At 43.1% G+C, this 13,631-nt stretch carries 13 protein-coding genes; 10 read left to right on the top strand and 3 right to left on the bottom strand.

Features of this window, described 5'->3' with window-relative positions:
- Positions 1 to 359 precede the first annotated feature (359 nt).
- Genes rfaQ through ACJHXB_RS17130 form a run of 9 tightly spaced genes read left to right on the top strand, consistent with a single transcriptional unit; the run spans position 360 to position 9,222 of the window.
- Complete coding sequence (rfaQ, locus tag ACJHXB_RS17170; RefSeq protein ID WP_000360394.1) at positions 360 to 1,418, top strand: lipopolysaccharide core heptosyltransferase RfaQ; 1,059 nt, start codon at positions 360 to 362, stop codon at positions 1,416 to 1,418.
- Complete coding sequence (locus ACJHXB_RS17165; protein WP_000634246.1) at positions 1,415 to 2,539, top strand: glycosyltransferase family 4 protein; 1,125 nt, start codon at positions 1,415 to 1,417, stop codon at positions 2,537 to 2,539. The genes rfaQ and ACJHXB_RS17165 overlap by 4 nt, the downstream gene beginning before the upstream one ends.
- Positions 2,532 to 3,329, top strand: a complete 798-nt coding sequence (gene rfaP / locus ACJHXB_RS17160) for a lipopolysaccharide core heptose(I) kinase RfaP (protein ID WP_001328023.1) — start codon at positions 2,532 to 2,534, stop codon at positions 3,327 to 3,329. Before ACJHXB_RS17165 ends, rfaP begins: the two co-directional genes overlap by 8 nt.
- 15 nt (positions 3,330 to 3,344) lie before the next feature.
- Positions 3,345 to 4,361, top strand: a complete 1,017-nt coding sequence (waaO, locus tag ACJHXB_RS17155; RefSeq protein WP_001272745.1) for a lipopolysaccharide 3-alpha-galactosyltransferase — start codon at positions 3,345 to 3,347, stop codon at positions 4,359 to 4,361.
- Positions 4,362 to 4,377: 16 nt separating this feature from the next.
- Positions 4,378 to 5,373 carry a glycosyltransferase family 8 protein gene (locus ACJHXB_RS17150; protein WP_001001720.1) on the top strand — a complete coding sequence of 332 codons (996 nt, stop codon included), beginning with the start codon at positions 4,378 to 4,380 and terminating at the stop codon, positions 5,371 to 5,373.
- A 9-nt stretch (positions 5,374 to 5,382) separates the two neighbouring features.
- Positions 5,383 to 6,075, top strand: a complete 693-nt coding sequence (gene rfaY / locus ACJHXB_RS17145; protein WP_000633080.1) for a lipopolysaccharide core heptose(II) kinase RfaY — start codon at positions 5,383 to 5,385, stop codon at positions 6,073 to 6,075.
- Between the two features lie 25 nt (positions 6,076 to 6,100).
- Positions 6,101 to 7,129, top strand: coding sequence for a UDP-galactose--(galactosyl) LPS alpha1,2-galactosyltransferase (locus ACJHXB_RS17140; RefSeq protein ID WP_000364807.1), 1,029 nt, complete (start codon positions 6,101 to 6,103; stop codon positions 7,127 to 7,129).
- A gap of 31 nt (positions 7,130 to 7,160) precedes the next feature.
- Positions 7,161 to 7,934 carry a glycosyltransferase family 25 protein gene (locus ACJHXB_RS17135; RefSeq protein WP_001052917.1) on the top strand — a complete coding sequence of 258 codons (774 nt, stop codon included), beginning with the start codon at positions 7,161 to 7,163 and terminating at the stop codon, positions 7,932 to 7,934.
- A 34-nt stretch (positions 7,935 to 7,968) separates the two neighbouring features.
- Positions 7,969 to 9,222: an O-antigen ligase family protein gene (locus ACJHXB_RS17130; protein WP_000453196.1), complete on the top strand. Its 1,254-nt coding sequence runs from the start codon at positions 7,969 to 7,971 to the stop codon at positions 9,220 to 9,222.
- A 47-nt stretch (positions 9,223 to 9,269) separates the two neighbouring features.
- Here the strand turns inward: ACJHXB_RS17130 and rfaC are convergent, their stop codons facing one another.
- Genes rfaC through rfaD form a run of 3 tightly spaced genes read right to left on the bottom strand, consistent with a single transcriptional unit; the run spans position 9,270 to position 12,221 of the window.
- Positions 9,270 to 10,229, bottom strand: coding sequence for a lipopolysaccharide heptosyltransferase RfaC (rfaC, locus tag ACJHXB_RS17125; RefSeq protein ID WP_001264578.1), 960 nt, complete (start codon positions 10,227 to 10,229; stop codon positions 9,270 to 9,272).
- 3 nt (positions 10,230 to 10,232) lie between these two features.
- Complete coding sequence (gene rfaF, locus ACJHXB_RS17120; protein WP_000699214.1) at positions 10,233 to 11,279, bottom strand: ADP-heptose--LPS heptosyltransferase RfaF; 1,047 nt, start codon at positions 11,277 to 11,279, stop codon at positions 10,233 to 10,235.
- Positions 11,280 to 11,288: 9 nt separating this feature from the next.
- The gene (gene rfaD / locus ACJHXB_RS17115) at positions 11,289 to 12,221 is read right to left on the bottom strand and encodes an ADP-glyceromanno-heptose 6-epimerase (RefSeq protein WP_000587750.1); all 933 of its coding nucleotides are present in this window, start codon (positions 12,219 to 12,221) and stop codon (positions 11,289 to 11,291) included.
- A 213-nt stretch (positions 12,222 to 12,434) separates the two neighbouring features.
- On the opposite strand from rfaD, the gene kbl reads away from it, so the two are divergent.
- Positions 12,435 to 13,631 (top strand): glycine C-acetyltransferase, encoded by a 1,197-nt coding sequence (kbl, locus tag ACJHXB_RS17110; RefSeq protein WP_001213834.1) that lies wholly within the window; start codon positions 12,435 to 12,437, stop codon positions 13,629 to 13,631.

Raw genomic sequence — 13,631 nt, 5'->3', positions numbered from 1 at the left:
TTTACCATTACTTTTCCCGTTTTTGACTTAAATAGCAATTTACCCGCCAATTCTTGCTGAACATCTATACTTTTTTTGTATTTTTATGCGATTCATTGATTTCTGCAGTACGTGCAGGAAGGAATCGCAGAGCAACAGTGAAAGAATATGGTTGCTAATGATTTTATTTGATTGATTTCTTTATTGAAAATCAACAATGTGCTTAAAAATCATTCGGGTCGGATTGCCGCGAAAGAAGTGATACACTAGCGCGTCAATATCAGTGCGGTATCAGTATTCAGGTAGCTGTTGAGCCTGGGGCGGTAGCGTGCTTTTTCTGCTTCACCTTAATCGGATAATCTCAACAAAAAGAGTTACTTGTGGATAAGCCATTTCGAAGAATTTTGCTCATTAAGATGCGTTTTCATGGGGATATGTTATTAACTACTCCCGTCATTAGTTCGCTGAAAAAAAATTACCCTGACGCAAAAATCGATGTGCTGCTTTATCAGGACACCATCCCGATCCTGTCTGAAAATCCAGAGATTAACGCGCTCTACGGCATAAAAAATAAAAAAGCAAAAGCCGCAGAAAAAATTTCCAACTTTTTTCATCTCATCAAGGTATTACGTGCCAATAAGTATGACCTTATCGTTAATCTTACCGATCAATGGATGGTTGCTATACTGGTTCGCTTATTAAATGCCCGTGTGAAAATTTCCCAGGATTATCATCATCGGCAGTCTGCTTTTTGGCGTAAAAGTTTCACCCATTTGGTGCCGTTGCAGGGTGGAAATGTGGTGGAAAGTAACTTATCCGTGCTGACACCATTGGGACTTGATTCGTTGGTGAAGCAGACAACCATGAGTTACCCGCCTGCAAGTTGGAAACGTATGCGTCGCGAACTTGATCACGCTGGTGTTGGACAAAATTATGTGGTTATCCAACCTACGGCGCGGCAAATCTTCAAATGCTGGGACAACGCCAAGTTTTCCGCTGTGATTGATGCCTTACATGCGCGTGGTTATGAAGTCGTTCTGACGTCCGGCCCAGATAAAGACGATCTGGCCTGCGTCAATGAAATTGCCCAGGGATGCCAGACGCCACCAGTAACGGCGCTGGCCGGAAAGGTGACCTTCCCGGAACTTGGTGCGTTAATCGATCATGCGCAGCTGTTTATTGGCGTTGATTCCGCACCGGCGCATATTGCCGCTGCAGTTAATACGCCGCTGATATCGCTGTTTGGTGCGACAGACCATATTTTCTGGCGTCCCTGGTCAAATAACATGATTCAATTCTGGGCGGGAGATTACCGGGAAATGCCAACGCGCGATCAGCGTGACCGAAATGAGATGTATCTTTCGGTTATTCCGGCGGCAGATGTCATTGCTGCTGTCGATAAATTACTGCCCTCCTCCACGACAGGTACGTCGTTATGATCGTTGCTTTTTGTTTATATAAATATTTTCCCTTTGGCGGTTTGCAGCGCGATTTTATGCGTATTGCTCAGACAGTCGCCGCCCGAGGTCATCATGTTCGGGTTTATACCCAGTCGTGGGAAGGCGAATGCCCTGATGTATTTGAACTGATCAAAGTGCCGGTTAAATCGCATACCAATCACGGGCGCAATGCGGAGTATTTTGCCTGGGTGCAAAAACATTTACGCGAACATCCCGTCGATAAAGTCGTTGGATTCAACAAAATGCCGGGGCTGGACGTTTATTATGCCGCTGATGTTTGTTATGCCGAGAAAGTAGCGCAGGAAAAAGGCTTTTTCTATCGCTTGACGTCACGTTATCGCCATTATGCCGCCTTTGAGCGGGCAACCTTCGAACAGGGCAAGCCGACACAGCTGCTGATGCTGACAGATAAGCAAATCGCCGATTTCCAGAAACATTATCAGACTGAAGCGGAGCGTTTTCATATTCTGCCACCGGGGATTTATCCTGATCGTAAATATAGCCAGCAGCCAGCTAATAGCCGTGAAATCTTCCGTAAGAAGAATGGAATAACCGAACAACAATATTTATTGTTGCAGGTCGGTTCAGACTTCACGCGTAAAGGTGTCGATCGTTCCATTGAAGCACTTGCTTCGTTACCGGATTCGCTGCGCCACAACACATTGCTATATGTTGTTGGGCAGGATAAACCGCGAAAATTTGAGGCGCTGGCAGAAAAACGCGGCGTGCGCAGTAATGTTCACTTCTTCTCGGGGCGCAACGATGTCTCGGAATTAATGGCGGCGGCGGATTTATTACTGCATCCTGCCTACCAGGAAGCGGCGGGAATTGTGCTGCTGGAAGCGATTACTGCAGGATTACCGGTACTAACGACAGCCGTTTGTGGCTATGCGCATTATATTGTTGACGCCAATTGCGGCGAGGCTATTGCTGAGCCATTCCGCCAGGAAACATTGAATGAGATTTTACGCAAAGCGTTAACGCAATCTTCATTGCGCCAGGCCTGGGCGGAAAATGCGCGACATTATGCTGATACACAAGATTTATACAGTCTGCCAGAAAAAGCGGCGGATATCATAACGGGTGGTCTGGATGGTTGAACTTAAAGAGCCGTTTGCCACGTTATGGCGTGGTAAAGATCCTTTTGAGGAAGTTAAAACCTTGCAGGGTGAGGTTTTTCGTGAACTGGAAACTCGCCGCACTCTGCGCTTTGAAATGGCGGGCAAAAGCTATTTTCTCAAATGGCATCGCGGCACGACCCTGAAAGAGATAATCAAAAATTTACTCTCATTGCGGATGCCAGTATTAGGCGCAGACCGCGAATGGAATGCGATTCATCGACTGCGGGATGTCGGCGTTGATACTATGTATGGGGTGGCATTTGGCGAAAAAGGCATGAATCCGCTTACCAGAACTTCATTTATTATTACCGAAGATCTGACACCAACCATAAGTCTGGAAGATTACTGTGCTGACTGGGCGACTAACCCTCCAGATGTTCGCGTAAAGCGTATGCTTATTAAGCGTGTCGCGACGATGGTGCGCGATATGCATGCTGCGGGCATTAACCACCGTGACTGTTATATCTGTCATTTCCTGCTGCACTTGCCTTTTTCCGGTAAGGAAGAGGAGTTAAAAATTTCGGTAATTGACCTGCACCGGGCGCAGCTTCGCACGCGCGTTCCACGTCGTTGGCGCGATAAAGATCTTATAGGGCTTTATTTTTCTTCGATGAATATTAGCCTGACTCAGCGGGATATCTGGCGGTTTATGAAAGAGTATTTTGTCGCCCCGCTTAAAGACATTCTCAAGCAGGAACAAGGGCTGCTGTCGCAAGCAGAAGCAAAAGCCACAAAAATCAGGGAAAGAACGATTAGAAAATCGTTGTAATTTCCGGAGAGAAATATGAGTGCCCACTATTTTAATCCACAAGAGATGATCAATAAGACAATCATCTTCGATGAAAGGCCAGCGGCGTCAGTGGCATCATCATTCCATGTTTCTTATGGCATTGATAAAAACTTTCTTTTTGGTTGTGGTGTTTCAATCACGTCAGTTTTGTTACATAACAACGACGTGAGTTTTGTTTTCCACGTTTTTATTGATGCTATCCCTGAAGCCGATATCCAGCGTTTAGCCCAATTGGCGAAAAGCTATCGTACCTGTATCCAGATCCATCTAGTAAATTGTGAACGGCTTAAGGCATTACCGACGACCAAAAATTGGTCTATTGCCATGTATTTCCGTTTTGTAATTGCAGATTACTTTATTGATCAACAAGATAAGATCCTTTACCTGGATGCTGATATCGCCTGTCAGGGAAACTTAAAGCCGCTGATAACAATGGATCTTGCCAATAACGTTGCTGCTGTTGTTACTGAACGCGATGCTAACTGGTGGTCGTTACGGGGTCAAAGTCTGCAGTGTAATGAACTTGAAAAGGGTTACTTTAATTCAGGTGTCCTGTTAATTAATACACTAGCGTGGGCGCAGGAGTCCGTTTCTGCTAAAGCGATGTCGATGCTTGCTGATAAAGCCATCGTTTCCCGTTTAACCTATATGGATCAAGATATCCTTAATCTTATCCTGTTAGGGAAAGTTAAATTCATTGATGCTAAATACAATACGCAATTTAGTTTAAATTATGAATTAAAAAAATCATTTGTTTGTCCAATTAATGATGAAACCGTATTAATTCATTATGTCGGCCCGACAAAACCCTGGCATTACTGGGCCGGTTATCCAAGTGCGCAACCTTTTATCAAAGCCAAAGAAGCATCGCCCTGGAAAAATGAACCGTTAATGCGGCCAGTTAACTCAAACTATGCTCGTTATTGCGCCAAGCATAATTTTAAACAAAATAAACCAATTAACGGGATAATGAATTATATTTATTATTTTTATTTAAAGATAATAAAATGAAATTGAGAAAAGTTAAATGAATGAATTTATAAAAGAACGGTTTTCGTATTTAGCAGATAATAAAAAAGAAAACGCCCCAGAGCTAAATGTTTCCTACGGTATCGATAAGAATTTTTTGTATGGTGCTGGCGTTTCAATTTCTTCCGTTTTGATTAATAATTCAGATATTAATTTTGTCTTTCATGTTTTCACTGATTATGTGGATGATGATTATTTAAAGTCATTTAATGAAACAGCAAAACAATTTAATACCTCAATTATTGTATATTTAATTGACCCCAAATACTTTGCTGATCTGCCGACGTCACAGTTTTGGTCGTACGCGACATACTTCAGGGTATTGTCTTTTGAATATCTGAGTGAAAGTATTTCCACACTGCTGTATCTGGATGCCGATGTTGTTTGTAAAGGAAGCCTGAAACCTCTCACAGAAATTATATTTAAAGATGAGTTTGCTGCGGTCATTCCTGACAATGATAGTACTCAGGCGGCATGTGCAAAACGCCTCAACATTCCCGAAATGAATGGACGTTATTTCAATGCAGGCGTTATCTATGTCAATCTTAAAAAATGGCATGAAGCAAATTTGACACCGTATTTACTCAAACTTTTACGAGGGGAAACTAAATATGGCTCTCTTAAATATTTAGATCAGGATGCGTTGAATATCGCATTTAATATGAATAATATCTACCTTGCGAAGGATTTTGATACTATTTATACCCTGAAAAACGAACTTTATGATCGTAGTCATCGAAAGTATCAGCAAACCATTACCGATAAAACAGTGTTGATTCACTATACAGGGATAACTAAACCATGGCATAGCTGGGCTGGATATCCGTCTGCATCATACTTTAATATCGCGCGTGAACAATCTCCCTGGAAGAAATATCCTCTTAAAGAGGCGCGGACTGTTGCAGAAATGCAGAAACAATATAAGCATCTGTTTGCCCATGGTGAGTATATAAAAGGCATAACTTCATTAATTAAGTACAAGCTTAAGAAATAAATTACTCTTATGATTACAAGTATACGTTATCGCGGCTTCTCATTTTATTACAAAGATAATGATAATAAATATAAAGAAATCTTTGATGAAATACTGGCCTATAATTTTAAAACAGTAAAAGTATTACGTAATATTGATGATACCAAAGTATCGTTGATTGATACGAAATATGGTCGCTATGTTTTTAAAGTCTTTGCTCCGAAAACGAAAAGGAATGAACGTTTTTTTAAATCTTTTGTAAAAGGTGACTACTATCAGAATTTGATCGTTGAAACCGATCGTGTCAGAAGTGCAGGTCTTACTTTTCCTAATGATTTTTATTTTCTGGCTGAGCGTAAATTTTTCAACTATGCCAGTGTTTTTATCATGCTTATCGAGTATGTCGAGGGCGTAGAGCTCAATGATATGCCGATTATTCCAGAAAATGTTAAAGCAGAAATTAAGGCTTCAATGGAAAAATTGCATGCCTTAAATATGCTATCGGGCGACCCACACCGGGGTAACTTTATCGTTAGTAAAGATGGTGTCAGGATAATTGACCTATCCGGTAAAAGCTGTACGGCAGAGCGTAAAGCTCGTGATCGTCTGGCCATGGAACGTCACCTGGGTATTGCCAACGAAATAAAAGATTATGGCTACTATTCAGTAATCTACAGAACCAAACTACGCAAATTTATTAAAAAATTAAAAGGCAAAGCGTAAACCACACAGTCAAAACGGAACCAACATGGATTTATTAGCTGAGAGTATTACTGAAGTCACTGTCTCTGGGAAAATTACTAACACCGATCGTGTGTTAAATATCGCTTACGGTATTGACCGCAACTTTTTATTTGGTGCGGCAGTATCTATGCAATCAGTTATTATGCATAACCCGGACCTTGCGGTTAAGTTTCATCTCTTTACCGACTACATTGATGAAGATTATCTACAACGTGTTAACGCTTTTACTAGCAAAAATGCTAACGTTGAAGTAAGAATTTATAAAGTCTCCAGTGCCTTTATTGATATCTTCCCCAGCCTGAAACAGTGGTCTTATGCAACATTCTTCCGTTTAGTTGCGTTCCAGTATCTGAGTGAAGTTATTGAAAATCTGTTATATATCGATGCTGATGTCATCTGTAAAGGCTCATTAGCTGGATTGCTTGATATTAATTTTGATGGCGATAAGTTCGCAGCTGTTATTAAAGATGTGCCTTTTATGCAGGAAAAACCAGCGAAGCGTCTGGCTATAGAGGGACTTCCAGGTAATTATTTCAACGCCGGTGTAGTATATCTGCAGCTTGAAGCATGGGCGAAAAATGATTTTATGAATAAAGCCATTGCTATGCTGGCAAGTGACCCGCAGCATACGAAGTATAAATGCCTTGATCAGGATATTTTAAATATTCTGTTCTTTGGTCATTGTATTTTTATTAGCGGCGATTATGATTGCTTTTATGGCATTGACTATGAGTTAAAAAATAAAAGCGATGAAGATTATAAAAAGACCATTACCGATGATACTAAGCTGATTCATTATGTTGGCGTAACGAAGCCCTGGAACGACTGGACGAATTATCCCTGCCAGAAGTATTTTAATGAGGCTTATCAGGCTTCTTGCTGGAATGATGTGGCGTTTATTCCAGCCACGAATGAAAAGCAGTATCAAGTGAAATCCAGACATTTGAAAAGAAATGGTAATATTGCATCTTCATTTTACTATTTCATGCTCTATTATAGTAAGAAAATAGCGCGTAAGCATTTTTCCAAATAATTATTAAGATTAATCACCCAGAGATTTTTTAATGAACTTGCCCATTTATATTGTCTCACTTAAAAGAGATATTGAGCGAAGAAATAAAATAAATGATGTTTTTCATCGATTAAATATTAATTTTGATTTTTTTGATGCCATAGATGCTAAAGACCCTCAAAATAAAGAAATTATTGATAAAATGAGATTAAGTGGTGTCGGCGCAGAAATGACTGATGGAGAAATTGCTTGTACATTAAGTCATCAGCTTATATATAAGGATATGATAGATAAAAATATAGAATGGGCAGTCATTCTCGAGGATGATGTTATCGTCAATGAGAAATTTAAAAAATTTCTGCAATATTTTAATCTTCCTGAAAAAGACAAGTTAAAACATAATAATTTGTATTTGCTTGGAGGACAGAAAGGATTACATGATTATCCGGTATTGGGGCAAAGCCTTTTTAGTAAAGTTAAGGTAAGTACTTGTACTTTTCGGCGTGTTAATTTCAATAAAAATAAAATTCGTCGTACATGTTCATATTTGATGAATAAAGATATGGCACAAAAGTTGCTCAAATTGACAAAGGATTATGGCACCTATCGAGCTGATAGCTGGAAGTTAATGCATCAACATAATATTATAAAAGAGTTTTATTTAGACGAAATAATATTACATCCTATTTTAAATGAGTTTAATAGTCATCTTGAAAGTGAAAGGCTATTAACATCGGAAAAAAAACAACCTAGAACAAGGCTTCAGAAAAGAATGAAGTTTATACGCTCCTGGATAAAGGTGGCTTTTTTTTCTCTTTTGAAATGAGATTGTTAATTTCAATTTGTTGTGAGATATTAACGTGGAAGTAAAAATTGAGCAATTTCGAAATAATAGCTGTAATTTTATTTTTTTATTGTATTTAATCGGTTTGTTGTTTGTGCCAATTGATCTTAATATCACCACTAAAATAATTAATGCGACAGGTGCATTTTCTCTTTTCTTATTAATTGTAAATAAAAAGCACAATTATAATAAAAATGTCATTATATTAATTCTTGGTTTACTTCTTTTGGGTGCAATGAACCTTATATGGTATGAATTTTATAAAACAGAAGATGTAGTATATAGAAATGCTTATCGAGGCTACCTTGAGTCTGGAAAACTATTAGTATTTAGCTCGTTGACATTTTTATTACTAAGTAAAAATAAATTCAGGCAAAATGAAAAACTACATTTTATTTCAGCTATCTTAGTTCAAATAATCATGCTATGTAGAGCATATTATCAAGGGATATATTTGCATGCAGACCGCATTCCCCTCTCCGCCATGAATGGGAATATTGGTCAGATGGGGGCAGCGACTATTGCGGCTTATGTGATTACATTTACAACTTTATATTCTTCAATTGTATTCATAAAAATGCAATCGAAATATAAATGGTTTCTATTTTATGCTAACTTTGCTTTAAGCTTTGCAGCAGTAATGATGACAGGAACGCGTGCGGCAATTTTCACATTCCCACTTATGATTATGGTCATATTATTTCTTCAGCATCGTGATCAAAAAGTGTTTTTATTTAAAGGATTGAGTGGTGTTTTTATATTGCTACTTGCTTGTGGTTTGATATTTAATAAGGAAATTGATAGGCGAATTAATTCATTAAAAGCTGATGTTATTTCATATGCTACAAAAAATAACAGTCAATCCTCGGTCGGAGCACGTTTTGCAATGGTTAATGCAGGAATTAAAGGAAGTCCTGATGGTTTTAATTGGCAATCTCTTGAGCAGCGTGCTGAAAAGATAAAAGCATTAAGTGCAGAAAATAATATTTATAGTGGAGCTTTATTATTCCTTGATGTACATATGCATAACGAAATTGTGGAATCTCTTTCCACGAAAGGAAAAATTGGTCTTCTTGTTCTTATTATGTTCTATGTTGCAATGATCTATTACTGTATACGAGAGAAAAAATATATACTCTTGGTTTTCCCTGCTTCTATTATGTTATTTGGCATTAGTGATGTCATTACACATGCTAAACCAATACCGGCATCGTGGATTGTGTGCCTCTTCCTGTCTATATCGTTTTTGAGTAAAAATGAACCACAATAATAAAAGCGTTGACTAAGTAAGTGGGTATAATGCCCACTTACTATTTATTAAATTAATGTGATTTTTTTATAAACAGCCGCTGCTTCTAAATTATTTAAATTCATTAGCGGAGCCCTACAAACCACCTGATTCTTCCCATATCCGCCAATTAATCCCGGATCGGTTGGTCCATAAACCGTGATATTCGGTCTATCCAGTGCCGCCGTTAAATGGCTTAACCCCGTATCCACCGACACTACAAATTTAGCCCCAGCCAGCACGCGGGCAACGCCTTCCAGACTCATCTTCGGCAATACTTCAACATAAGCAAATCCTTCCGCCAGTCGTTTCGCCCGTTCTTCCTCATGCGGCGCGCCCCACGGAAGTTTAATCCGTATTCCTGAATCTGCCAGTAAACCAATCAAATCTCGCCAGTGTTCTTCCGGCCAGTGTTTATCATCACGGGTCGTCGCATGAAGAAATACGGCATATTCGCCAGCATCTGTAGGCAGGTTCGTCAAGAAATGCTGTGCAATAGCATAATCGCCCTGGGTTTGCGGTTTGCTATAGCCCAGACTTTTGGCAAACAGTTCGCGGGTGCGTTCTACGGCGTGCTGCTGTTTTGCAATATGATGCTTACGATTGTAAAACAGGCTGGCTAAAGGTTCGCGAGCGGTTTGCCAGTCCATTCCATGCTTTACGCCATGCGCCAGACGCGTCACCAGCGCCGCGCTTTTTACCAGCCCCTGAGCGTCGATAACTGCGTCATAGTTCTCTGCTTGTAGCGCTTCACGAAACGCTTTCCGTTCAGCTTTTATGGGGGCCGAGAACCAGGCTTTACGCCAGCGACGTATTGCCACAGGAATAACTCGCTCAACGGCGGCGTGCCAGGAAGGAATCTGTGCGAACCCTTCTTCCACCACCCAGTCAAACTTAATCCCTGGGATTGCCTGCTGGGCATCAGTGAGTGCGGGCAGCGTATGGAGAACATCGCCCATCGACGATGTTTTAACGATCAAAACCCGCATCCGTCAGGTTTCCTCTTGTAACAATAGCGCGTTGAGTTCTTCCAGTACGCGCTGGGGAGTAATGTCGATCAAGCTCTGGTGATAACCCTCCGCAGCGTCACCTTTACGCACTTTGTGATAGCCGGTAATCAGGCGGATCACGCGTGCTTTATGGGATAGCGGCGGTGTGAAGTCCGGGCTACTCGGACCATACAAGGCAACCAGCGGACGATTGAGCGCCGCCGCAACGTGCATCAGGCCAGAATCGTTAGTGACAATGGCTTTACAGGCTGCAATCAGGATAACCGCTTGATCAAGCTGTGTTTCCCCTGCCAGGTTCCGGCACCATGCCTGCTGCTCGGTATTTAAAGCGGCAAGAATCTCATTGCCCGCTTCATGATCTTTCGCCGAGCCAAACAGAACCACCTGATAACCTTCATCAATCAGTTGCTTTGCCAGTTCTGCATAGTGGTAGTGTGGCCAGCGTTTTGCCGGACCAAACTCCGCACCCGGGCAAAAGCCAATCATCGGACGTTCTGATGAAAGCGAAAATTGATTACAGGTATATGATTTTTCACCTTCGCTCACCTGCAACTGCGGCCATAACAATGGTTGCGGCAGATCTTGTGCTGTGCGCATAACGCCTTTGTCATAGGCCAGCGCGACATAGCGTTCCACCATTAGCGGCCAGGCTTCTTTATCGAGCACACGTACATCGTTGAGTAAACCGTAGCGCATCTCGCCGCGCCAGCCGGTGCGATGAGGAATACCCGCGAAGAAAGGCACTAATGCAGATTTGAAGGAGTTGGGTAAGATGTAGGCGCGGTCGTAGCGCTTTTCACGCAGGCTATGACCCAGTTTGCGGCGTTCGCCGATTTCCAGCGCTCCGTGACCGAGAGGCATAGGGATAGCTTCGTTAACTTCCGGCATCCGCGATAATAATGGACGGCACCATGCCGGTGCCATCACATCGATTATCGCCTGGGGATAGCGCGCCTGGAGCGTGCGATAGAGACTTTGCGACATCATCATGTCGCCAACCCAAGACGGGCCGATCACCAGTATTTTCATGCAGAGCTCTTATGCGTCGCGATTCAGCCAGGCCATATATTCCGTTACGCCTTCGGCAACGGTTTTGAACGGTTTGTCATAACCCGCCGCGCGCAGATTCGTCAGATCTGCCTGCGTGAACGCCTGATAGCGGCCTTTCAGTTTATCCGGGAACGGAATGTATTCGATCTGGCCTTTCTTGTGATAAGCAAGCGTTGCATCGGCTACCGCCTGGAAGGATTCCGCACGACCAGTACCGAGGTTGAAGATGCCGGAAACGCCATTTTCCAGGAACCACAGGTTTACATCTGCCACGTCGCCCACATAGACGAAGTCACGTTTGAAGTTCTCGCTACCTTCGAACAGCTTCGGTGATTCACCGTTGTTAAGCTGAGTGTTGAGATGGAAAGCGACGCTCGCCATGCTGCCTTTATGGCCTTCACGCGGTCCATAAACGTTGAAATAGCGGAAGCCAACAATCTGCGAGTTGGCTTCCGGCAGGATTTGGCGAACATATTCATCAAACAGGAATTTTGAGTAACCGTAGACATTCAACGGTTTTTCATATTCGCGGGATTCAATAAAGTCGGAGGTGCGACCGCCGTAAGTGGCTGCAGAAGAAGCGTACAGGAACGGGATTTCGCGCTCCAGGCAGTAGTGCAGCAGCTCTTTGGAGTATTGATAGTTGTTATCCATCATATACTTGCCGTCCCACTCGGTGGTGGAAGAGCACGCACCTTCGTGGAAAATCGCTTCGACATCGCCGAACTCTTCGCCAGCCATAATCTGGATCAGGAAGTCTTCCTTATCCATATAGTCCGCGATATCCAGATCCACCAGGTTCACAAACTTGGTGCCGTCTTTCAGGTTATCCACCACCAGAATATCGGTGATGCCTTTGTCATTCAGGGCTTTAACGATGTTGCTGCCGATAAAGCCCGCGCCGCCGGTAACGATGATCATAACTGTAACCTTCGAATTATGGAGTCAGAGACAATCTCAGACACGAATGCTTCTATCATATCACTACACGGCGTTGGCTTCAGCCATTCGCCAAAAGTGAGATTGATGGACGTTATTTATCCTGAATTTTGCAGAAGTGTTAACGCGTCATCTCGTCGCGACCTATAAGTTTGGGTAATATGTGCTGGAATTTGCCCTGTCTGGAGAATCGCAATGCGTGGAGAATTTTATCAGCAGTTAACCAACGATCTGGAAACCGCACGGGCGGAAGGGTTGTTTAAAGAAGAGCGCATTATTACGTCTGCGCAGCAAGCAGATATCACTGTGGCTGATGGAAGCCACGTCATTAACTTTTGTGCCAATAACTATCTCGGACTGGCGAATCATCCGGATCTGATTGCGGCGGCAAAGGCGGGAATGGATTCTCACGGTTTCGGCATGGCTTCGGTGCGTTTTATTTGCGGCACTCAGGACAGCCATAAAGAGCTTGAACAAAAACTGGCGGCCTTCCTGGGGATGGAAGATGCGATTCTCTACTCTTCCTGCTTTGATGCTAACGGTGGCCTGTTCGAAACGCTGTTGGGCGCGGAAGACGCCATTATCTCCGACGCACTGAACCACGCGTCTATTATTGATGGTGTGCGTCTGTGCAAAGCTAAACGCTATCGTTATGCCAACAACGATATGCAGGAGCTGGAAGCACGTCTGAAAGAAGCGCGTGAAGCCGGTGCGCGTCATGTGCTGATTGCCACCGATGGTGTGTTCTCAATGGACGGCGTGATTGCCAACCTGAAGGGCGTTTGCGATCTGGCAGATAAATACGATGCCCTGGTGATGGTAGACGACTCCCACGCGGTCGGTTTTGTCGGTGAAAATGGTCGTGGTTCCCATGAATACTGCGATGTGATGGGCCGGGTCGATATTATCACCGGTACGCTTGGTAAAGCGCTGGGCGGGGCTTCTGGTGGTTATACCGCGGCGCGCAAAGAAGTGGTTGAGTGGCTGCGCCAGCGTTCTCGTCCGTACCTGTTCTCCAACTCGCTGGCACCGGCCATTGTTGCCGCTTCCATCAAAGTGCTGGAGATGGTCGAAGCGGGTAGCGAGCTGCGTGACCGTCTGTGGGCGAACGCGCGTCAGTTCCGTGAGCAAATGTCGGCGGCGGGCTTTACCCTGGCGGGAGCCGATCACGCCATTATTCCGGTCATGCTTGGCGATGCGGTAGTAGCGCAGAAATTTGCTCGTGAGCTGCAAAAAGAGGGGATTTACGTCACCGGTTTCTTCTATCCGGTCGTTCCGAAAGGTCAGGCGCGTATTCGTACCCAGATGTCTGCGGCGCATACCCCTGAGCAAATTACGCGTGCAGTAGAAGCATTCACGCGTATTGGTAAACAACTGGGCGTTATCGCCTGA

The sequence above is a fragment of the Escherichia sp. WS3227_2 genome (assembly GCF_046486495.1).
Classification (GTDB): domain Bacteria; phylum Pseudomonadota; class Gammaproteobacteria; order Enterobacterales; family Enterobacteriaceae; genus Escherichia; species Escherichia coli.
Note: the sequence above shows the minus strand (reverse complement) of the source record. Positions and strands in the feature narration are given on the sequence as shown.